This window comes from Bacillus sp. PS237 (genome assembly GCF_037963345.1).
Lineage (GTDB): Bacteria > Bacillota > Bacilli > Bacillales > Bacillaceae > Bacillus > Bacillus subtilis.
In genome coordinates this window covers 154,560-176,168 of record NZ_CP150156.1, presented here as the reverse complement: position 1 = coordinate 176,168, position 21,609 = coordinate 154,560, and the positions used below count along the sequence as shown (strand labels likewise).

General features: G+C 49.1%; 7 protein-coding genes, 6 tRNA genes and 9 rRNA genes. 2 read left to right on the top strand and 20 right to left on the bottom strand.

Going from position 1 to position 21,609, the window contains the following annotated elements:
- Positions 1-257: 257 nt before the first annotated feature.
- The 15 genes from rrf (NST22_RS01010) to NST22_RS00940 all read right to left on the bottom strand — a co-directional run bounded on the left by rrf (NST22_RS01010) (position 258) and on the right by NST22_RS00940 (position 15,684).
- Positions 258-373, bottom strand: a 5S ribosomal RNA gene (gene rrf, locus NST22_RS01010).
- A 55-nt stretch (positions 374-428) separates the two neighbouring features.
- Positions 429-3,356: ribosomal RNA gene (locus NST22_RS01005) — 23S ribosomal RNA — on the bottom strand.
- Between the two features lie 167 nt (positions 3,357-3,523).
- Positions 3,524-5,073: ribosomal RNA gene (locus NST22_RS01000) — 16S ribosomal RNA — on the bottom strand.
- 186 nt (positions 5,074-5,259) lie between these two features.
- Positions 5,260-5,375, bottom strand: a 5S ribosomal RNA gene (rrf, locus tag NST22_RS00995).
- A gap of 55 nt (positions 5,376-5,430) precedes the next feature.
- Positions 5,431-8,358 (bottom strand): 23S ribosomal RNA (locus tag NST22_RS00990).
- Between the two features lie 167 nt (positions 8,359-8,525).
- A 16S ribosomal RNA gene (locus tag NST22_RS00985) occupies positions 8,526-10,075 on the bottom strand.
- 171 nt (positions 10,076-10,246) lie between these two features.
- Positions 10,247-10,322: transfer RNA gene (locus NST22_RS00980), tRNA-Ala, on the bottom strand.
- Between the two features lie 8 nt (positions 10,323-10,330).
- Positions 10,331-10,407: transfer RNA gene (locus NST22_RS00975), tRNA-Pro, on the bottom strand.
- 27 nt (positions 10,408-10,434) lie between these two features.
- Positions 10,435-10,511 (bottom strand) — tRNA-Arg (locus tag NST22_RS00970).
- 31 nt (positions 10,512-10,542) lie between these two features.
- Positions 10,543-10,617, bottom strand: a tRNA-Gly gene (locus tag NST22_RS00965).
- Between the two features lie 56 nt (positions 10,618-10,673).
- A tRNA-Thr gene (locus NST22_RS00960) sits at positions 10,674-10,746 on the bottom strand.
- 2 nt (positions 10,747-10,748) lie between these two features.
- A tRNA-Asn gene (locus NST22_RS00955) sits at positions 10,749-10,823 on the bottom strand.
- Between the two features lie 45 nt (positions 10,824-10,868).
- Positions 10,869-10,984, bottom strand: a 5S ribosomal RNA gene (rrf, locus tag NST22_RS00950).
- 55 nt (positions 10,985-11,039) lie between these two features.
- Positions 11,040-13,967 (bottom strand): 23S ribosomal RNA (locus NST22_RS00945).
- Between the two features lie 167 nt (positions 13,968-14,134).
- Positions 14,135-15,684: ribosomal RNA gene (locus NST22_RS00940) — 16S ribosomal RNA — on the bottom strand.
- Together the 16S, 23S and 5S rRNA genes with 6 tRNA genes alongside form the textbook arrangement of a ribosomal RNA operon.
- A gap of 350 nt (positions 15,685-16,034) precedes the next feature.
- Between NST22_RS00940 and pdaB the strand changes: the two genes are divergently transcribed.
- Positions 16,035-16,799, top strand: a complete 765-nt coding sequence (pdaB, locus tag NST22_RS00935) for a polysaccharide deacetylase family sporulation protein PdaB (RefSeq protein ID WP_003235130.1) — start codon at positions 16,035-16,037, stop codon at positions 16,797-16,799.
- On the opposite strand, the gene kbaA is transcribed toward pdaB, so the two are convergent.
- Positions 16,800-17,396 (bottom strand): KinB-signaling pathway activation protein, encoded by a 597-nt coding sequence (gene kbaA / locus NST22_RS00930; protein ID WP_004399693.1) that lies wholly within the window; start codon positions 17,394-17,396, stop codon positions 16,800-16,802.
- A gap of 109 nt (positions 17,397-17,505) precedes the next feature.
- Here kbaA and gerD point away from each other — a divergent pair, with 109 nt between their 5' ends.
- Entirely contained in the window at positions 17,506-18,063 is a 558-nt protein-coding gene (gene gerD / locus NST22_RS00925; protein WP_003235126.1) for a spore germination lipoprotein GerD, read from the top strand.
- A 35-nt stretch (positions 18,064-18,098) separates the two neighbouring features.
- On the opposite strand, the gene salA is transcribed toward gerD, so the two are convergent.
- The 4 genes from salA to NST22_RS00905 form a co-directional block, all read right to left on the bottom strand.
- The gene (gene salA / locus NST22_RS00920) at positions 18,099-19,157 is read right to left on the bottom strand and encodes an iron-sulfur carrier protein/transcriptional regulator SalA (RefSeq protein ID WP_003235124.1); all 1,059 of its coding nucleotides are present in this window, start codon (positions 19,155-19,157) and stop codon (positions 18,099-18,101) included.
- 95 nt (positions 19,158-19,252) lie between these two features.
- Positions 19,253-19,966, bottom strand: a complete 714-nt coding sequence (cwlD, locus tag NST22_RS00915) for an N-acetylmuramoyl-L-alanine amidase CwlD (protein WP_004399672.1) — start codon at positions 19,964-19,966, stop codon at positions 19,253-19,255.
- Positions 19,967-20,025: 59 nt separating this feature from the next.
- Complete coding sequence (locus tag NST22_RS00910; protein WP_003235118.1) at positions 20,026-20,469, bottom strand: YbaK family protein; 444 nt, start codon at positions 20,467-20,469, stop codon at positions 20,026-20,028.
- 185 nt (positions 20,470-20,654) lie between these two features.
- Entirely contained in the window at positions 20,655-21,422 is a 768-nt protein-coding gene (locus tag NST22_RS00905; RefSeq protein WP_004399665.1) for a class I SAM-dependent methyltransferase, read from the bottom strand.
- Between the last annotated feature and the right edge of the window lie 187 nt (positions 21,423-21,609).

Sequence of the window (21,609 nt, the reverse complement as noted above, 5' to 3'; positions counted from 1 at the left end):
AAGCATGCTGTTCGCTGCCAATGGATTGGCGGCTCTATCCTGCCAATCGCAGTCGGATGGAGTCTGGATGAGTCTCCCGTACAAACTGCATTTTGATTATTTATGACTCTCATGTTGATCATGCTAGGGATTGTATTGGAATTCAAAAGTATTAGAAAACTTTAAAAAGCAGAAGCTTGATAAAATGGATACTGACGAAAGCAAATCGGCACAGATATAAAACAAAAAACCCAGCTCAATGAGCTGGGTTTAAGCTTGCTTGGCGGCGTCCTACTCTCACAGGGGGAAACCCCCGACTACCATCGGCGCTGAAGAGCTTAACTTCCGTGTTCGGTATGGGAACGGGTGTGACCTCTTCGCTATCGCCACCAAACAAATTGAGAGTGTTCTCTCAAAACTAGATAACAGGTGTGACATCATTCAAAAATATGGTTAAGTCCTCGATCGATTAGTATCTGTCAGCTCCATGTGTCGCCACACTTCCACCTCAGACCTATCAACCTGATCATCTTTCAGGGATCTTACTTCCTTGCGGAATGGGAAATCTCATCTTGAGGGGGGCTTCATGCTTAGATGCTTTCAGCACTTATCCCGTCCGCACATAGCTACCCAGCGATGCCCTTGGCAGAACAACTGGTACACCAGCGGTGCGTCCATCCCGGTCCTCTCGTACTAAGGACAGCTCCTCTCAAATTTCCTGCGCCCGCGACGGATAGGGACCGAACTGTCTCACGACGTTCTGAACCCAGCTCGCGTACCGCTTTAATGGGCGAACAGCCCAACCCTTGGGACCGACTACAGCCCCAGGATGCGATGAGCCGACATCGAGGTGCCAAACCTCCCCGTCGATGTGGACTCTTGGGGGAGATAAGCCTGTTATCCCCGGGGTAGCTTTTATCCGTTGAGCGATGGCCCTTCCATGCGGAACCACCGGATCACTAAGCCCGACTTTCGTCCCTGCTCGACTTGTAGGTCTCGCAGTCAAGCTCCCTTGTGCCTTTACACTCTGCGAATGATTTCCAACCATTCTGAGGGAACCTTTGGGCGCCTCCGTTACCTTTTAGGAGGCGACCGCCCCAGTCAAACTGCCCACCTGACACTGTCTCCCCGCCCGATAAGGGCGGCGGGTTAGAAGGTCAATACAGCCAGGGTAGTATCCCACCGATGCCTCCACCGAAGCTGGCGCTCCGGTTTCCAAGGCTCCTACCTATCCTGTACAAGCTGTACCAACATTCAATATCAGGCTGCAGTAAAGCTCCACGGGGTCTTTCCGTCCTGTCGCGGGTAACCTGCATCTTCACAGGTACTATAATTTCACCGAGTCTCTCGTTGAGACAGTGCCCAGATCGTTGCGCCTTTCGTGCGGGTCGGAACTTACCCGACAAGGAATTTCGCTACCTTAGGACCGTTATAGTTACGGCCGCCGTTTACTGGGGCTTCAATTCGCACCTTCGCTTACGCTAAGCGCTCCTCTTAACCTTCCAGCACCGGGCAGGCGTCAGCCCCTATACTTCGCCTTACGGCTTCGCAGAGACCTGTGTTTTTGCTAAACAGTCGCCTGGGCCTATTCACTGCGGCTCTCTCGGGCTTGCACCCTAACAGAGCACCCCTTCTCCCGAAGTTACGGGGTCATTTTGCCGAGTTCCTTAACGAGAGTTCTCTCGATCACCTTAGGATTCTCTCCTCGCCTACCTGTGTCGGTTTGCGGTACGGGCACCTCTCACCTCGCTAGAGGCTTTTCTTGGCAGTGTGGAATCAGGAACTTCGCTACTATATTTCGCTCGCCATCACAGCTCAGCCTTATGGGAAACGGATTTGCCTATTTCCCAGCCTAACTGCTTGGACGCGGATATCCAATACCGCGCTTACCCTATCCTCCTGCGTCCCCCCATTGCTCAAATGGTGAGGAGGTGGTACAGGAATATCAACCTGTTGTCCATCGCCTACGCCTTTCGGCCTCGGCTTAGGTCCCGACTAACCCTGAGCGGACGAGCCTTCCTCAGGAAACCTTAGGCATTCGGTGGAGGGGATTCTCACCCCTCTTTCGCTACTCATACCGGCATTCTCACTTCTAAGCGCTCCACCAGTCCTTCCGGTCTGGCTTCACAGCCCTTAGAACGCTCTCCTACCACTGTTCGAAGAACAGTCCGCAGCTTCGGTGATACGTTTAGCCCCGGTACATTTTCGGCGCAGAGTCACTCGACCAGTGAGCTATTACGCACTCTTTAAATGGTGGCTGCTTCTAAGCCAACATCCTGGTTGTCTAAGCAACTCCACATCCTTTTCCACTTAACGTATACTTTGGGACCTTAGCTGGCGGTCTGGGCTGTTTCCCTTTCGACTACGGATCTTATCACTCGCAGTCTGACTCCCAAGGATAAGTCATTGGCATTCGGAGTTTGACTGAATTCGGTAACCCGGTAGGGGCCCCTAGTCCAATCAGTGCTCTACCTCCAAGACTCTTACCTTGAGGCTAGCCCTAAAGCTATTTCGGAGAGAACCAGCTATCTCCAGGTTCGATTGGCATTTCACCCCTACCCACACCTCATCCCCGCACTTTTCAACGTGCGTGGGTTCGGGCCTCCATTCAGTGTTACCTGAACTTCACCCTGGACATGGGTAGATCACCTGGTTTCGGGTCTACGACCACGTACTCATGCGCCCTATTCAGACTCGCTTTCGCTGCGGCTCCGCATCTTCTGCTTAACCTTGCACGAGATCGTAACTCGCCGGTTCATTCTACAAAAGGCACGCCATCACCCGTTAACGGGCTCTGACTACTTGTAGGCACACGGTTTCAGGATCTCTTTCACTCCCCTTCCGGGGTGCTTTTCACCTTTCCCTCACGGTACTGGTTCACTATCGGTCACTAGGGAGTATTTAGCCTTGGGAGATGGTCCTCCCGGATTCCGACGGAATTTCACGTGTTCCGCCGTACTCAGGATCCACTCAGGAGAGAACGAAGTTTTGACTACAGGGCTGTTACCTCCTATGGCGGGCCTTTCCAGACCTCTTCATCTACCTCGTTCCTTTGTAACTCCGTACAGAGTGTCCTACAACCCCAAGAGGCAAGCCTCTTGGTTTGGGCTAATCCCGTTTCGCTCGCCGCTACTCAGGGAATCGCATTTGCTTTCTCTTCCTCCGGGTACTTAGATGTTTCAGTTCCCCGGGTCTGCCTTCTCATATCCTATGAATTCAGATATGGATACCACTCCATTACGAGTGGTGGGTTTCCCCATTCGGAAATCTCCGGATCAAAGCTTGCTTACAGCTCCCCGAAGCATATCGGTGTTCGTCCCGTCCTTCATCGGCTCCTAGTGCCAAGGCATCCACCGTGCGCCCTTTCTAACTTAACCGTTAAAAAGAATCACTATGTGATATCTTGTATTACTTGAATGTGATGTCTACTGTTATCTAGTTTTCAAAGAACACGTTTCGAAGGAATGATCCTTCAAAACTAAACAAGACAGGGAACGTTCTGTTTATAAGACCCAAGGTCTTATATTCCGTATAATATCCTTAGAAAGGAGGTGATCCAGCCGCACCTTCCGATACGGCTACCTTGTTACGACTTCACCCCAATCATCTGTCCCACCTTCGGCGGCTGGCTCCTAAAAGGTTACCTCACCGACTTCGGGTGTTACAAACTCTCGTGGTGTGACGGGCGGTGTGTACAAGGCCCGGGAACGTATTCACCGCGGCATGCTGATCCGCGATTACTAGCGATTCCAGCTTCACGCAGTCGAGTTGCAGACTGCGATCCGAACTGAGAACAGATTTGTGGGATTGGCTTAACCTCGCGGTTTCGCTGCCCTTTGTTCTGTCCATTGTAGCACGTGTGTAGCCCAGGTCATAAGGGGCATGATGATTTGACGTCATCCCCACCTTCCTCCGGTTTGTCACCGGCAGTCACCTTAGAGTGCCCAACTGAATGCTGGCAACTAAGATCAAGGGTTGCGCTCGTTGCGGGACTTAACCCAACATCTCACGACACGAGCTGACGACAACCATGCACCACCTGTCACTCTGCCCCCGAAGGGGACGTCCTATCTCTAGGATTGTCAGAGGATGTCAAGACCTGGTAAGGTTCTTCGCGTTGCTTCGAATTAAACCACATGCTCCACCGCTTGTGCGGGCCCCCGTCAATTCCTTTGAGTTTCAGTCTTGCGACCGTACTCCCCAGGCGGAGTGCTTAATGCGTTAGCTGCAGCACTAAGGGGCGGAAACCCCCTAACACTTAGCACTCATCGTTTACGGCGTGGACTACCAGGGTATCTAATCCTGTTCGCTCCCCACGCTTTCGCTCCTCAGCGTCAGTTACAGACCAGAGAGTCGCCTTCGCCACTGGTGTTCCTCCACATCTCTACGCATTTCACCGCTACACGTGGAATTCCACTCTCCTCTTCTGCACTCAAGTTCCCCAGTTTCCAATGACCCTCCCCGGTTGAGCCGGGGGCTTTCACATCAGACTTAAGAAACCGCCTGCGAGCCCTTTACGCCCAATAATTCCGGACAACGCTTGCCACCTACGTATTACCGCGGCTGCTGGCACGTAGTTAGCCGTGGCTTTCTGGTTAGGTACCGTCAAGGTACCGCCCTATTCGAACGGTACTTGTTCTTCCCTAACAACAGAGCTTTACGATCCGAAAACCTTCATCACTCACGCGGCGTTGCTCCGTCAGACTTTCGTCCATTGCGGAAGATTCCCTACTGCTGCCTCCCGTAGGAGTCTGGGCCGTGTCTCAGTCCCAGTGTGGCCGATCACCCTCTCAGGTCGGCTACGCATCGTTGCCTTGGTGAGCCGTTACCTCACCAACTAGCTAATGCGCCGCGGGTCCATCTGTAAGTGGTAGCCGAAGCCACCTTTTATGTTTGAACCATGCGGTTCAAACAACCATCCGGTATTAGCCCCGGTTTCCCGGAGTTATCCCAGTCTTACAGGCAGGTTACCCACGTGTTACTCACCCGTCCGCCGCTAACATCAGGGAGCAAGCTCCCATCTGTCCGCTCGACTTGCATGTATTAGGCACGCCGCCAGCGTTCGTCCTGAGCCAGGATCAAACTCTCCGATAAAGTAGTTTGACTGACTACGCACATCGCTGTGCGATTTTTAAAAACTGAATTAACAGGTACGTTTTGTCTTGTTTAGTTTTCAAAGATCATTTTGTTTGTCCGCTTTGTTAAAGCAACTTTATTAGTATACAATGTCACTTCTTCAAAGTCAATAACTTTTTTAAAAAATTACACTAATGTGCAATTGCTTGGCGGCGTCCTACTCTCACAGGGGGAAACCCCCGACTACCATCGGCGCTGAAGAGCTTAACTTCCGTGTTCGGTATGGGAACGGGTGTGACCTCTTCGCTATCGCCACCAAACAAATTGAGAGTGTTCTCTCAAAACTAGATAACAGGTGTGACATCATTCAAAAATATGGTTAAGTCCTCGATCGATTAGTATCTGTCAGCTCCATGTGTCGCCACACTTCCACCTCAGACCTATCAACCTGATCATCTTTCAGGGATCTTACTTCCTTGCGGAATGGGAAATCTCATCTTGAGGGGGGCTTCATGCTTAGATGCTTTCAGCACTTATCCCGTCCGCACATAGCTACCCAGCGATGCCCTTGGCAGAACAACTGGTACACCAGCGGTGCGTCCATCCCGGTCCTCTCGTACTAAGGACAGCTCCTCTCAAATTTCCTGCGCCCGCGACGGATAGGGACCGAACTGTCTCACGACGTTCTGAACCCAGCTCGCGTACCGCTTTAATGGGCGAACAGCCCAACCCTTGGGACCGACTACAGCCCCAGGATGCGATGAGCCGACATCGAGGTGCCAAACCTCCCCGTCGATGTGGACTCTTGGGGGAGATAAGCCTGTTATCCCCGGGGTAGCTTTTATCCGTTGAGCGATGGCCCTTCCATGCGGAACCACCGGATCACTAAGCCCGACTTTCGTCCCTGCTCGACTTGTAGGTCTCGCAGTCAAGCTCCCTTGTGCCTTTACACTCTGCGAATGATTTCCAACCATTCTGAGGGAACCTTTGGGCGCCTCCGTTACCTTTTAGGAGGCGACCGCCCCAGTCAAACTGCCCACCTGACACTGTCTCCCCGCCCGATAAGGGCGGCGGGTTAGAAGGTCAATACAGCCAGGGTAGTATCCCACCGATGCCTCCACCGAAGCTGGCGCTCCGGTTTCCAAGGCTCCTACCTATCCTGTACAAGCTGTACCAACATTCAATATCAGGCTGCAGTAAAGCTCCACGGGGTCTTTCCGTCCTGTCGCGGGTAACCTGCATCTTCACAGGTACTATAATTTCACCGAGTCTCTCGTTGAGACAGTGCCCAGATCGTTGCGCCTTTCGTGCGGGTCGGAACTTACCCGACAAGGAATTTCGCTACCTTAGGACCGTTATAGTTACGGCCGCCGTTTACTGGGGCTTCAATTCGCACCTTCGCTTACGCTAAGCGCTCCTCTTAACCTTCCAGCACCGGGCAGGCGTCAGCCCCTATACTTCGCCTTACGGCTTCGCAGAGACCTGTGTTTTTGCTAAACAGTCGCCTGGGCCTATTCACTGCGGCTCTCTCGGGCTTGCACCCTAACAGAGCACCCCTTCTCCCGAAGTTACGGGGTCATTTTGCCGAGTTCCTTAACGAGAGTTCTCTCGATCACCTTAGGATTCTCTCCTCGCCTACCTGTGTCGGTTTGCGGTACGGGCACCTCTCACCTCGCTAGAGGCTTTTCTTGGCAGTGTGGAATCAGGAACTTCGCTACTATATTTCGCTCGCCATCACAGCTCAGCCTTATGGGAAACGGATTTGCCTATTTCCCAGCCTAACTGCTTGGACGCGGATATCCAATACCGCGCTTACCCTATCCTCCTGCGTCCCCCCATTGCTCAAATGGTGAGGAGGTGGTACAGGAATATCAACCTGTTGTCCATCGCCTACGCCTTTCGGCCTCGGCTTAGGTCCCGACTAACCCTGAGCGGACGAGCCTTCCTCAGGAAACCTTAGGCATTCGGTGGAGGGGATTCTCACCCCTCTTTCGCTACTCATACCGGCATTCTCACTTCTAAGCGCTCCACCAGTCCTTCCGGTCTGGCTTCACAGCCCTTAGAACGCTCTCCTACCACTGTTCGAAGAACAGTCCGCAGCTTCGGTGATACGTTTAGCCCCGGTACATTTTCGGCGCAGAGTCACTCGACCAGTGAGCTATTACGCACTCTTTAAATGGTGGCTGCTTCTAAGCCAACATCCTGGTTGTCTAAGCAACTCCACATCCTTTTCCACTTAACGTATACTTTGGGACCTTAGCTGGCGGTCTGGGCTGTTTCCCTTTCGACTACGGATCTTATCACTCGCAGTCTGACTCCCAAGGATAAGTCATTGGCATTCGGAGTTTGACTGAATTCGGTAACCCGGTAGGGGCCCCTAGTCCAATCAGTGCTCTACCTCCAAGACTCTTACCTTGAGGCTAGCCCTAAAGCTATTTCGGAGAGAACCAGCTATCTCCAGGTTCGATTGGCATTTCACCCCTACCCACACCTCATCCCCGCACTTTTCAACGTGCGTGGGTTCGGGCCTCCATTCAGTGTTACCTGAACTTCACCCTGGACATGGGTAGATCACCTGGTTTCGGGTCTACGACCACGTACTCATGCGCCCTATTCAGACTCGCTTTCGCTGCGGCTCCGCATCTTCTGCTTAACCTTGCACGAGATCGTAACTCGCCGGTTCATTCTACAAAAGGCACGCCATCACCCGTTAACGGGCTCTGACTACTTGTAGGCACACGGTTTCAGGATCTCTTTCACTCCCCTTCCGGGGTGCTTTTCACCTTTCCCTCACGGTACTGGTTCACTATCGGTCACTAGGGAGTATTTAGCCTTGGGAGATGGTCCTCCCGGATTCCGACGGAATTTCACGTGTTCCGCCGTACTCAGGATCCACTCAGGAGAGAACGAAGTTTTGACTACAGGGCTGTTACCTCCTATGGCGGGCCTTTCCAGACCTCTTCATCTACCTCGTTCCTTTGTAACTCCGTACAGAGTGTCCTACAACCCCAAGAGGCAAGCCTCTTGGTTTGGGCTAATCCCGTTTCGCTCGCCGCTACTCAGGGAATCGCATTTGCTTTCTCTTCCTCCGGGTACTTAGATGTTTCAGTTCCCCGGGTCTGCCTTCTCATATCCTATGAATTCAGATATGGATACCACTCCATTACGAGTGGTGGGTTTCCCCATTCGGAAATCTCCGGATCAAAGCTTGCTTACAGCTCCCCGAAGCATATCGGTGTTCGTCCCGTCCTTCATCGGCTCCTAGTGCCAAGGCATCCACCGTGCGCCCTTTCTAACTTAACCGTTAAAAAGAATCACTATGTGATATCTTGTATTACTTGAATGTGATGTCTACTGTTATCTAGTTTTCAAAGAACACGTTTCGAAGGAATGATCCTTCAAAACTAAACAAGACAGGGAACGTTCTGTTTATAAGACCCAAGGTCTTATATTCCGTATAATATCCTTAGAAAGGAGGTGATCCAGCCGCACCTTCCGATACGGCTACCTTGTTACGACTTCACCCCAATCATCTGTCCCACCTTCGGCGGCTGGCTCCTAAAAGGTTACCTCACCGACTTCGGGTGTTACAAACTCTCGTGGTGTGACGGGCGGTGTGTACAAGGCCCGGGAACGTATTCACCGCGGCATGCTGATCCGCGATTACTAGCGATTCCAGCTTCACGCAGTCGAGTTGCAGACTGCGATCCGAACTGAGAACAGATTTGTGGGATTGGCTTAACCTCGCGGTTTCGCTGCCCTTTGTTCTGTCCATTGTAGCACGTGTGTAGCCCAGGTCATAAGGGGCATGATGATTTGACGTCATCCCCACCTTCCTCCGGTTTGTCACCGGCAGTCACCTTAGAGTGCCCAACTGAATGCTGGCAACTAAGATCAAGGGTTGCGCTCGTTGCGGGACTTAACCCAACATCTCACGACACGAGCTGACGACAACCATGCACCACCTGTCACTCTGCCCCCGAAGGGGACGTCCTATCTCTAGGATTGTCAGAGGATGTCAAGACCTGGTAAGGTTCTTCGCGTTGCTTCGAATTAAACCACATGCTCCACCGCTTGTGCGGGCCCCCGTCAATTCCTTTGAGTTTCAGTCTTGCGACCGTACTCCCCAGGCGGAGTGCTTAATGCGTTAGCTGCAGCACTAAGGGGCGGAAACCCCCTAACACTTAGCACTCATCGTTTACGGCGTGGACTACCAGGGTATCTAATCCTGTTCGCTCCCCACGCTTTCGCTCCTCAGCGTCAGTTACAGACCAGAGAGTCGCCTTCGCCACTGGTGTTCCTCCACATCTCTACGCATTTCACCGCTACACGTGGAATTCCACTCTCCTCTTCTGCACTCAAGTTCCCCAGTTTCCAATGACCCTCCCCGGTTGAGCCGGGGGCTTTCACATCAGACTTAAGAAACCGCCTGCGAGCCCTTTACGCCCAATAATTCCGGACAACGCTTGCCACCTACGTATTACCGCGGCTGCTGGCACGTAGTTAGCCGTGGCTTTCTGGTTAGGTACCGTCAAGGTACCGCCCTATTCGAACGGTACTTGTTCTTCCCTAACAACAGAGCTTTACGATCCGAAAACCTTCATCACTCACGCGGCGTTGCTCCGTCAGACTTTCGTCCATTGCGGAAGATTCCCTACTGCTGCCTCCCGTAGGAGTCTGGGCCGTGTCTCAGTCCCAGTGTGGCCGATCACCCTCTCAGGTCGGCTACGCATCGTTGCCTTGGTGAGCCGTTACCTCACCAACTAGCTAATGCGCCGCGGGTCCATCTGTAAGTGGTAGCCGAAGCCACCTTTTATGTTTGAACCATGCGGTTCAAACAACCATCCGGTATTAGCCCCGGTTTCCCGGAGTTATCCCAGTCTTACAGGCAGGTTACCCACGTGTTACTCACCCGTCCGCCGCTAACATCAGGGAGCAAGCTCCCATCTGTCCGCTCGACTTGCATGTATTAGGCACGCCGCCAGCGTTCGTCCTGAGCCAGGATCAAACTCTCCGATAAAGTAGTTTGACTGACTACGCACATCGCTGTGCGATTTTTAAAAACTGAATTAACAGGTACGTTTTGTCTTGTTTAGTTTTCAAAGATCATTTTGTTTGTCCGCTTTGTTAAAGCAACTTTATTAGTATACAATGTCACTTCTTCAAAGTCAATAACTTTTTTAAAAACTTTTGGTGGAGCCTAGCGGGATCGAACCGCTGACCTCCTGCGTGCAAAGCAGGCGCTCTCCCAGCTGAGCTAAGGCCCCATAAAAAATGGTCGGGAAGACAGGATTCGAACCTGCGACCCCATGGTCCCAAACCATGTGCTCTACCAAGCTGAGCTACTTCCCGATTTCCTATCTATTCTATTAAAAGATATGGCGCGCCCGAGAGGAGTCGAACCCCTAACCTTTTGATCCGTAGTCAAACGCTCTATCCAATTGAGCTACGGGCGCAATTCAATTTACAATATCCCGTTAGGATAAATGGAGCGGAAGACGGGATTCGAACCCGCGACCCCCACCTTGGCAAGGTGGTGTTCTACCACTGAACTACTTCCGCATATCGCAATAAAAAAAGCTTTCTCCTTATGAGAAACCTTGGTAATAATACATTTAAGCTTCCAAGCGGGCTCGAACCGCTGACCTCTTCCTTACCATGGAAGTGCTCTACCTGCTGAGCTATGGAAGCAATGGCTCCGCAGGTAGGATTCGAACCTACGACCGATCGGTTAACAGCCGATAGCTCTACCACTGAGCTACTGCGGAATAATATAAAGCTTCATAAACAAACATGGTAGAATTAATAAATCTGCTTGGCGGCGTCCTACTCTCACAGGGGGAAACCCCCGACTACCATCGGCGCTGAAGAGCTTAACTTCCGTGTTCGGTATGGGAACGGGTGTGACCTCTTCGCTATCGCCACCAAACAAATTGAGAGTGTTCTCTCAAAACTAGATAACAGATGTGACATCATTCAAAAATATGGTTAAGTCCTCGATCGATTAGTATCTGTCAGCTCCATGTGTCGCCACACTTCCACCTCAGACCTATCAACCTGATCATCTTTCAGGGATCTTACTTCCTTGCGGAATGGGAAATCTCATCTTGAGGGGGGCTTCATGCTTAGATGCTTTCAGCACTTATCCCGTCCGCACATAGCTACCCAGCGATGCCCTTGGCAGAACAACTGGTACACCAGCGGTGCGTCCATCCCGGTCCTCTCGTACTAAGGACAGCTCCTCTCAAATTTCCTGCGCCCGCGACGGATAGGGACCGAACTGTCTCACGACGTTCTGAACCCAGCTCGCGTACCGCTTTAATGGGCGAACAGCCCAACCCTTGGGACCGACTACAGCCCCAGGATGCGATGAGCCGACATCGAGGTGCCAAACCTCCCCGTCGATGTGGACTCTTGGGGGAGATAAGCCTGTTATCCCCGGGGTAGCTTTTATCCGTTGAGCGATGGCCCTTCCATGCGGAACCACCGGATCACTAAGCCCGACTTTCGTCCCTGCTCGACTTGTAGGTCTCGCAGTCAAGCTCCCTTGTGCCTTTACACTCTGCGAATGATTTCCAACCATTCTGAGGGAACCTTTGGGCGCCTCCGTTACCTTTTAGGAGGCGACCGCCCCAGTCAAACTGCCCACCTGACACTGTCTCCCCGCCCGATAAGGGCGGCGGGTTAGAAGGTCAATACAGCCAGGGTAGTATCCCACCGATGCCTCCACCGAAGCTGGCGCTCCGGTTTCCAAGGCTCCTACCTATCCTGTACAAGCTGTACCAACATTCAATATCAGGCTGCAGTAAAGCTCCACGGGGTCTTTCCGTCCTGTCGCGGGTAACCTGCATCTTCACAGGTACTATAATTTCACCGAGTCTCTCGTTGAGACAGTGCCCAGATCGTTGCGCCTTTCGTGCGGGTCGGAACTTACCCGACAAGGAATTTCGCTACCTTAGGACCGTTATAGTTACGGCCGCCGTTTACTGGGGCTTCAATTCGCACCTTCGCTTACGCTAAGCGCTCCTCTTAACCTTCCAGCACCGGGCAGGCGTCAGCCCCTATACTTCGCCTTACGGCTTCGCAGAGACCTGTGTTTTTGCTAAACAGTCGCCTGGGCCTATTCACTGCGGCTCTCTCGGGCTTGCACCCTAACAGAGCACCCCTTCTCCCGAAGTTACGGGGTCATTTTGCCGAGTTCCTTAACGAGAGTTCTCTCGATCACCTTAGGATTCTCTCCTCGCCTACCTGTGTCGGTTTGCGGTACGGGCACCTCTCACCTCGCTAGAGGCTTTTCTTGGCAGTGTGGAATCAGGAACTTCGCTACTATATTTCGCTCGCCATCACAGCTCAGCCTTATGGGAAACGGATTTGCCTATTTCCCAGCCTAACTGCTTGGACGCGGATATCCAATACCGCGCTTACCCTATCCTCCTGCGTCCCCCCATTGCTCAAATGGTGAGGAGGTGGTACAGGAATATCAACCTGTTGTCCATCGCCTACGCCTTTCGGCCTCGGCTTAGGTCCCGACTAACCCTGAGCGGACGAGCCTTCCTCAGGAAACCTTAGGCATTCGGTGGAGGGGATTCTCACCCCTCTTTCGCTACTCATACCGGCATTCTCACTTCTAAGCGCTCCACCAGTCCTTCCGGTCTGGCTTCACAGCCCTTAGAACGCTCTCCTACCACTGTTCGAAGAACAGTCCGCAGCTTCGGTGATACGTTTAGCCCCGGTACATTTTCGGCGCAGAGTCACTCGACCAGTGAGCTATTACGCACTCTTTAAATGGTGGCTGCTTCTAAGCCAACATCCTGGTTGTCTAAGCAACTCCACATCCTTTTCCACTTAACGTATACTTTGGGACCTTAGCTGGCGGTCTGGGCTGTTTCCCTTTCGACTACGGATCTTATCACTCGCAGTCTGACTCCCAAGGATAAGTCATTGGCATTCGGAGTTTGACTGAATTCGGTAACCCGGTAGGGGCCCCTAGTCCAATCAGTGCTCTACCTCCAAGACTCTTACCTTGAGGCTAGCCCTAAAGCTATTTCGGAGAGAACCAGCTATCTCCAGGTTCGATTGGCATTTCACCCCTACCCACACCTCATCCCCGCACTTTTCAACGTGCGTGGGTTCGGGCCTCCATTCAGTGTTACCTGAACTTCACCCTGGACATGGGTAGATCACCTGGTTTCGGGTCTACGACCACGTACTCATGCGCCCTATTCAGACTCGCTTTCGCTGCGGCTCCGCATCTTCTGCTTAACCTTGCACGAGATCGTAACTCGCCGGTTCATTCTACAAAAGGCACGCCATCACCCGTTAACGGGCTCTGACTACTTGTAGGCACACGGTTTCAGGATCTCTTTCACTCCCCTTCCGGGGTGCTTTTCACCTTTCCCTCACGGTACTGGTTCACTATCGGTCACTAGGGAGTATTTAGCCTTGGGAGATGGTCCTCCCGGATTCCGACGGAATTTCACGTGTTCCGCCGTACTCAGGATCCACTCAGGAGAGAACGAAGTTTTGACTACAGGGCTGTTACCTCCTATGGCGGGCCTTTCCAGACCTCTTCATCTACCTCGTTCCTTTGTAACTCCGTACAGAGTGTCCTACAACCCCAAGAGGCAAGCCTCTTGGTTTGGGCTAATCCCGTTTCGCTCGCCGCTACTCAGGGAATCGCATTTGCTTTCTCTTCCTCCGGGTACTTAGATGTTTCAGTTCCCCGGGTCTGCCTTCTCATATCCTATGAATTCAGATATGGATACCACTCCATTACGAGTGGTGGGTTTCCCCATTCGGAAATCTCCGGATCAAAGCTTGCTTACAGCTCCCCGAAGCATATCGGTGTTCGTCCCGTCCTTCATCGGCTCCTAGTGCCAAGGCATCCACCGTGCGCCCTTTCTAACTTAACCGTTAAAAAGAATCACTATGTGATATCTTGTATTACTTGAATGTGATGTCTACTGTTATCTAGTTTTCAAAGAACACGTTTCGAAGGAATGATCCTTCAAAACTAAACAAGACAGGGAACGTTCTGTTTATAAGACCCAAGGTCTTATATTCCGTATAATATCCTTAGAAAGGAGGTGATCCAGCCGCACCTTCCGATACGGCTACCTTGTTACGACTTCACCCCAATCATCTGTCCCACCTTCGGCGGCTGGCTCCTAAAAGGTTACCTCACCGACTTCGGGTGTTACAAACTCTCGTGGTGTGACGGGCGGTGTGTACAAGGCCCGGGAACGTATTCACCGCGGCATGCTGATCCGCGATTACTAGCGATTCCAGCTTCACGCAGTCGAGTTGCAGACTGCGATCCGAACTGAGAACAGATTTGTGGGATTGGCTTAACCTCGCGGTTTCGCTGCCCTTTGTTCTGTCCATTGTAGCACGTGTGTAGCCCAGGTCATAAGGGGCATGATGATTTGACGTCATCCCCACCTTCCTCCGGTTTGTCACCGGCAGTCACCTTAGAGTGCCCAACTGAATGCTGGCAACTAAGATCAAGGGTTGCGCTCGTTGCGGGACTTAACCCAACATCTCACGACACGAGCTGACGACAACCATGCACCACCTGTCACTCTGCCCCCGAAGGGGACGTCCTATCTCTAGGATTGTCAGAGGATGTCAAGACCTGGTAAGGTTCTTCGCGTTGCTTCGAATTAAACCACATGCTCCACCGCTTGTGCGGGCCCCCGTCAATTCCTTTGAGTTTCAGTCTTGCGACCGTACTCCCCAGGCGGAGTGCTTAATGCGTTAGCTGCAGCACTAAGGGGCGGAAACCCCCTAACACTTAGCACTCATCGTTTACGGCGTGGACTACCAGGGTATCTAATCCTGTTCGCTCCCCACGCTTTCGCTCCTCAGCGTCAGTTACAGACCAGAGAGTCGCCTTCGCCACTGGTGTTCCTCCACATCTCTACGCATTTCACCGCTACACGTGGAATTCCACTCTCCTCTTCTGCACTCAAGTTCCCCAGTTTCCAATGACCCTCCCCGGTTGAGCCGGGGGCTTTCACATCAGACTTAAGAAACCGCCTGCGAGCCCTTTACGCCCAATAATTCCGGACAACGCTTGCCACCTACGTATTACCGCGGCTGCTGGCACGTAGTTAGCCGTGGCTTTCTGGTTAGGTACCGTCAAGGTACCGCCCTATTCGAACGGTACTTGTTCTTCCCTAACAACAGAGCTTTACGATCCGAAAACCTTCATCACTCACGCGGCGTTGCTCCGTCAGACTTTCGTCCATTGCGGAAGATTCCCTACTGCTGCCTCCCGTAGGAGTCTGGGCCGTGTCTCAGTCCCAGTGTGGCCGATCACCCTCTCAGGTCGGCTACGCATCGTTGCCTTGGTGAGCCGTTACCTCACCAACTAGCTAATGCGCCGCGGGTCCATCTGTAAGTGGTAGCCGAAGCCACCTTTTATGTTTGAACCATGCGGTTCAAACAACCATCCGGTATTAGCCCCGGTTTCCCGGAGTTATCCCAGTCTTACAGGCAGGTTACCCACGTGTTACTCACCCGTCCGCCGCTAACATCAGGGAGCAAGCTCCCATCTGTCCGCTCGACTTGCATGTATTAGGCACGCCGCCAGCGTTCGTCCTGAGCCAGGATCAAACTCTCCGATAAAGTAGTTTGACTGACTACGCACATCGCTGTGCGATTTATAAAAATGAATTAACAGGTACGTTTTGTCTTGTTTAGTTTTCAAAGATCATTACTGCCGCTTAACGAAGCAGCTTTATTACTATAACATTTAGCTTCTTTTAAGTCAACAACTTTTTTCAAAGTATTTAATGAAGCTTTTAGTTGATGTCAGCTGTTTATCAGCGACGAATAATAATATATCACGGATATTATCAAAAGGTCAACACCCAATTTAGGCTGTATGTGAAGAGACATTTTATCGGTTATATTCAATTGTCCATGCTCATAAGATGTAAAACAAGAATGATGGACAAGATAAGGAGGCATCATCAGTGAATCACTTCTATGTGTGGCACATTAAACGGGTAAAACAATTAATTATTATACTTATCGCCGCATTTGCAGCTGCCAGCTTTTTTTATATCCAAAGAGCTGTCCCGCTTCCCGTGTTTTCAACTGACACCGGACCTAAAGCCATTTATAAAGGAGAAACAGACTCTAAAGATATTTCACTTACTTTCGATATCAGCTGGGGTGATGAGAGAGCAGAACCGATACTTAATACTCTGAAAGCAAACGGGATTAAAAACGCAACGTTTTTCCTGTCCGCTTCTTGGGCAGAACGCCATCCCGACACAGTGGCCCGTATCGTAAAGGACGGCCATCAAATCGGGAGCATGGGCTACGCTTATAAAAACTATGCCAATTTAGAGAGCAGCGAAATAAAAAAGGACATGAACCGTGCGCAAACAGCCTTTGAAAAGTTAGGGGTCAAAGACATACAGCTATTAAGACCCCCTACCGGCCAATTCAATAAGAATGTTCTAAAGGTCGCAAAGCAATACAATTATACAGTCGTTCATTACAGTGTGAACTCTCAAGACTGGACAAATCCCGGAGTTGAAAAAATCATCGACAATGTGACCAAGCAAGTTTCCGGTGGAGACATTATTCTTTTACATGCCTCCGATTCTGCAAAACAAACAGAAGAAGCATTGCCTGATATCATCCATCAGCTGAAAGAAAAAGGATTAAAAAATGTAACCGTGGGTGATCTCATCGCAAATTCTGATGCCAAATCCGCAGAGGTAAAGTAATTACTTTGCTGCAAACTTCGGCAGCATCAGCAATTGGAAGGCATTACATGCCATTAACGGAAAAAGCATTAAATAAAGCCAGTCCTCATCATTTACTCTTAATGCAGGGAACCATTCTAATGCGGTAATCACAACCATCAAAAATAACGATGACACAAATGTTTTCTTAGAGGACTGCTTTTGCTTTATATAAGCTGTAATCACTCCAAAGATCAATAAAAACACCGGTAACCACGCATAGCCAGCCAGCGATTCTCCGCTCTCTCCAAAAAATAAAAAACGCACGTACATTAAATCAAAAGCAACAAACAGGATGAAAAACAACTGCAGCAAATTCCACAAAGAGGAGGACCTTAATATCTCAAGCGCAAACCGATGAACTGTTAAAAACACGAAAAAACCCATTTGGCTGATCACACTGAAAATCATGCCTACACCGATAAACCAAAATAAAACAGAGAAAATCTGTCCCGCTTCAAATGTTAGAAACAGCCCTCTATATTCTCCCCACTTTAAAGCAAAACCCACAATACTCGTGATAAGCGCCCCGACAGCTAAAATAGAAAAGAAAAAACGAACTAAACCACGGCTTTTCATTTCTTTATTCATCCCCTCAAAAATCGCGAACAGCGATATTTTGTTATGTATAATTCCAAACAGATGAATCATATTAAAGGTAAGACAAGTATGTGAAAGGAGCTTAAGCATGTCAAAAGCCAAAACGCTATTGATGAGCTGTTTTTTGTTATTATCTGTAACAGCTTGCGCTCCAAAAGACCAAGCAGCGGATATGGACTATGATCAGACCAAAAAAATGGTTGTTGATATATTAAAAACTGATGATGGAAAGAAAGCTATTAAGGAATTATTAAATGATGATGCCATGAATGAAGCGCTGGTGATTGACCAAGATGCAATTAAAGGAACAATAGAAAAAACACTCACATCTAAAAAAGGTGAAGAATTTTGGAAAAACATCTTTGAAGACACTGATTTTGCTGAGGGCTTTGCCAAAACTCTTCAGACAGAGCATGAAAAAGTGATTAAAAAGCTGATGAAGGATCCAGATTACCAGAAGATGCTGATGAGCGTTATGCAGGATCCCGGCATGGATAAAAAGTACAGCCAGCTGGCAAAAAGCCAAGAATTCCGCAGTTATTTAGAAGAGGTTATTAACGAAACACTTTCTAGTCCGCTTTACAAAAAGCAGTTCGAAGATGAGCTGAAAAAAGCAGCAAAAGACACAGCAAAAGAAAGTGAATAAAGGGAAAGCCGGGATCTGGAATCCCGGTTCACCTTTTATACCTGCACTGACATTTTTGCATCTATTTTTTTTGCGATGTCCTGATATATTTCTCCGATTGGATGATTTTCGTCATAAACAGACGGAGCAAATTGGTCCTTATCCCAATCGGGCTGTTTCAATGGGATTCTGCCGAGCAAAGGCACGTTTAGTTCCTCAGCCAGTTTATCTCCTCCGCCTTTTCCAAACACATATTCTCTTTCCCCTGTCTTTGCACTTTCATAATAAGCCATGTTCTCTATGACACCCACGACCTCATGATCGGTTTTAATCGCCATAGAGCCCGCTCTGGCCGCGACAAAAGCAGCTGTCGGATGTGGCGTAGATACGATAATTTCTTTGCAGCTCGGAAGCATTGTATGTACATCGAGAGCAACGTCCCCTGTACCAGGCGGAAGATCAAGAACGATATAGTCTACTTCTCCCCACTCTACTTCATGGAAAAAATTATTCAGCATTTTGCCGAGCATCGGCCCTCTCCATACGACCGGGGCATTTTCTTCTACGAAAAAGCCCATTGACATGACCTTTACTCCAAAGCGTTCAACAGGAAGAAGTTTCTCTCCTTCAATTGTTGGACGCACAGTGATACCCATCATGTCCGGCACACTGAACCCATAAATATCCGCATCAATTAAACCAACCTTTTTCCCTAGACGAGCCAGAGAAATAGCTAGGTTTACTGACACAGTTGACTTGCCTACGCCGCCTTTTCCACTTGCTACAGCAAGAAAGACTGGCGGGTTATCCATATTTAATAATGTTTTTTTCTCAGCTGACGGCGCCCGGAATTTAGCAACCGTTTCTTCAGGCAGCTCTTCAAATCGAAGGCCGACTGTCTCAGCTCCTGCCCCTTTTAATACGTTTACGATCTCTTGCTGAATCTGCATTTGTTCTGCAGTTCCTGTTTTTGCAAGAGCGACTTTTACACTGATATGCCGTTTTTCAGGCTTTATTTTAATTTCCTTAACGGCATCCAATTCTCCCAGAGGTCTTTGAAGAAAAGGTTCGCGCATTTCTCCGACTAGTTTTCTTACTTCATCTTCTCTTATCATCGAACCTCACCCTTTTGTGTATTCGTTTACAATTATTATTATATCATACATAAATGGCGGGTGTCTTATGCTTAGAACCACAAGAAAACCCTCCATTACTCCGGAGGGTCTCCTTTTTCTGTGAAATATCGCAAAATGCCTTTATATATGGAAGATGCCACCTTGTCTTGATATTTCGGTTTACCGAGCAACGTTGCTTCACTTGGATTGGATAAAAATCCGACTTCTATAAGCGCCCCCGGTTTGGTGACGTTTTGCATTAAGTAGATACCATGAATCCGCTTTGCTTTCCGGGTTGTGTTTTCCAGATTTCTTCTCAGCTCATCCTGAATGTATTTTGCGACTTTCTCATTTTCCGCATATTTCCCGTAATAAAAGCTTTGGGCTCCGCTCCATTTTTGTGACGGAATCGCATTAAGATGAATGCTGATATAGAGCTCCGCCTCTGAATGGTTTATTAATTTGACTCGTTGTCTTAGATCCTCAGCTTTTCGTCGGCTATAGCCTTTTGTTCCTTCTGGAGCGAGATCAGTATCACTTTCTCTGGTCATGATAACAAGCGCTCCTTGTTCTTGAAGATAATCCCTGACTCTAAAGGCCACTTCCAGGGTAACATCCTTCTCTAACAGCTTTCCGCCGACTGCTCCGCCGTCAGGCCCGCCATGACCTGGATCTAGATAAATGATTTTACCGCTCAAGGGCAGGCTCCACGGCTTCCAAGAGTCGTTATTGCTGAACTGATACTTGAACAGAAATAGTAATATGATGAAGCCTAGCAAAAAACTGAGCCATTTAAGCTTTTTCCTCATCCCTTCCCCTCCCGCTTGTCCGTTATTACATAACTATGGGACAGGGTCGGGAAATATGATTACCGCATGCGAAGCTTACACTGTTTTTCTCTTTGAACAAACCCTGCTGTCCACCAATCTTTAATGAACTTGCGTGCCGCTTCATAAACAGTGTTTTTATCAAATGTTGCGTATTGCTCGTGTATCCAATTATAGAGATAATCAAAAAACTCCATACGCAGCTCTTCTTCTTCTCTTGCAGAGCGGGCACTGATACTCTGCATTGATTCTCCGTAATAGCCGAATATCCCAAAACGCCCGCCTAACAAATAAGCTTCAATCGCAAAATCAATACAGCCTTCGGTAATAATATCTCGTTCATCATGTAAAAATGGAAATAATGGTTCCAAACAATCCTTAACAGACTGGATAATTTGTCTCAGAGAGAGTTCTTTGAGCAAGTTCTTTTCTAATTCAAAATCCTTTTGGCGTTTCACATCCATAAAAGACAGTACTTCTGCCATATAAATTCACTCTCCTTTTACCGATTATTTTGAGGTTTGGATGATGAAACAATGCCCGAATTCGGTTGGAAATTCGCCCAAATGAAGGTGTAACATTGATAAAAAATCAGCTTTCTGCAGGGTGAGGAACAAATGTTCTGTAATTGGTTATGAAAAAAGCAGCCCCTCTAACAGGTCGCTGCTTTTCATACTTTCACGCTTCTTGTTGCAGAATATGTATGGATATATTGGTCTAATACAAAACCGCCTTTATCTTCATAAAAACCAGTAACGATAAAACCGGCATCAATTTGGCCTTTGATTTGGTCTTCTAAGGAATGGCCGAATTCCAGAGCCTCATTATTTTCGATCAGTTTTTTCACTTTATGTTTCGGAAGATCTTCTGGGTCAGCGTATGGAATAGAGTGTTTTACTTTTAAAACACCTTGCTGTTCTAATTCTGTATCAAACAGAAATACAACAGGATTGACAAAACCCGAGATTAGAATGCCGTTCCTTTTCAACACACGGTACGCTTCCTTCCATACCGGGAGGACATTCTCAACAAAAACATTGGCAACAGGATGTACAATGACATCAAATGATTCATCATTAAATACACTTAAATCGTCCATGCTTCCTTTGACAGTGTGTATCGTCAGACCATCTCGCTCAGCAATCATTCTATCCTGATTCAGCTGTTTTTCTGAGTTATCTAATACAGTGACATCCGCGCCTGCGGCTGCCAAAACTGGACCCTGCTGGCCGCCGCCTGATGCTAAACAGAGTACTTTCAGACCTTTGATAGGCGGAAACCAATCCTTCGGTACATCTTTCATTGGTGTTACCCTTATATCCCAATTGCCTTTTTTTGCTTGTTCGATAACCTGCTGTTCAACAGCAACAGTCCATTCATTGCCTGTTTCTACTTTTTTATCCCAGGCTTTGCTATTATGAGCTACTAACGCATTCATGAATCTTCTCCTTACTTTAATGTATAGAGTATAACAAATATTTCTAGATTGATATCGCTTTCCCTTTGCATATTTAGAAAAAAGTTCATAAAAACGCAAAAAAATCACAAAGGAGATATGTGATTTATATCATCAGATTTACTTTTACTTCGTTACATAAAGCCATTAGCAATGAGAGCTATTGTTT

What these genes read in the sequence shown, in the direction of transcription:
- kbaA (WP_004399693.1), bottom strand. Translation starts at nt 17,396, where the DNA reads ATGAAAAGCCGTGGTTTAGTTCGTTTTTTCTTTTCTATTTTAGCTGTC.
- NST22_RS00905 (WP_004399665.1), bottom strand. Translation starts at nt 21,422, where the DNA reads ATGAATGCGTTAGTAGCTCATAATAGCAAAGCCTGGGATAAAAAAGTA.
- gerD (WP_003235126.1), top strand. Translation starts at nt 17,506, where the DNA reads ATGTCAAAAGCCAAAACGCTATTGATGAGCTGTTTTTTGTTATTATCT.
- cwlD (WP_004399672.1), bottom strand. Translation starts at nt 19,966, where the DNA reads ATGAGGAAAAAGCTTAAATGGCTCAGTTTTTTGCTAGGCTTCATCATA.
- NST22_RS00910 (WP_003235118.1), bottom strand. Translation starts at nt 20,469, where the DNA reads ATGGCAGAAGTACTGTCTTTTATGGATGTGAAACGCCAAAAGGATTTT.
- salA (WP_003235124.1), bottom strand. Translation starts at nt 19,157, where the DNA reads ATGATAAGAGAAGATGAAGTAAGAAAACTAGTCGGAGAAATGCGCGAA.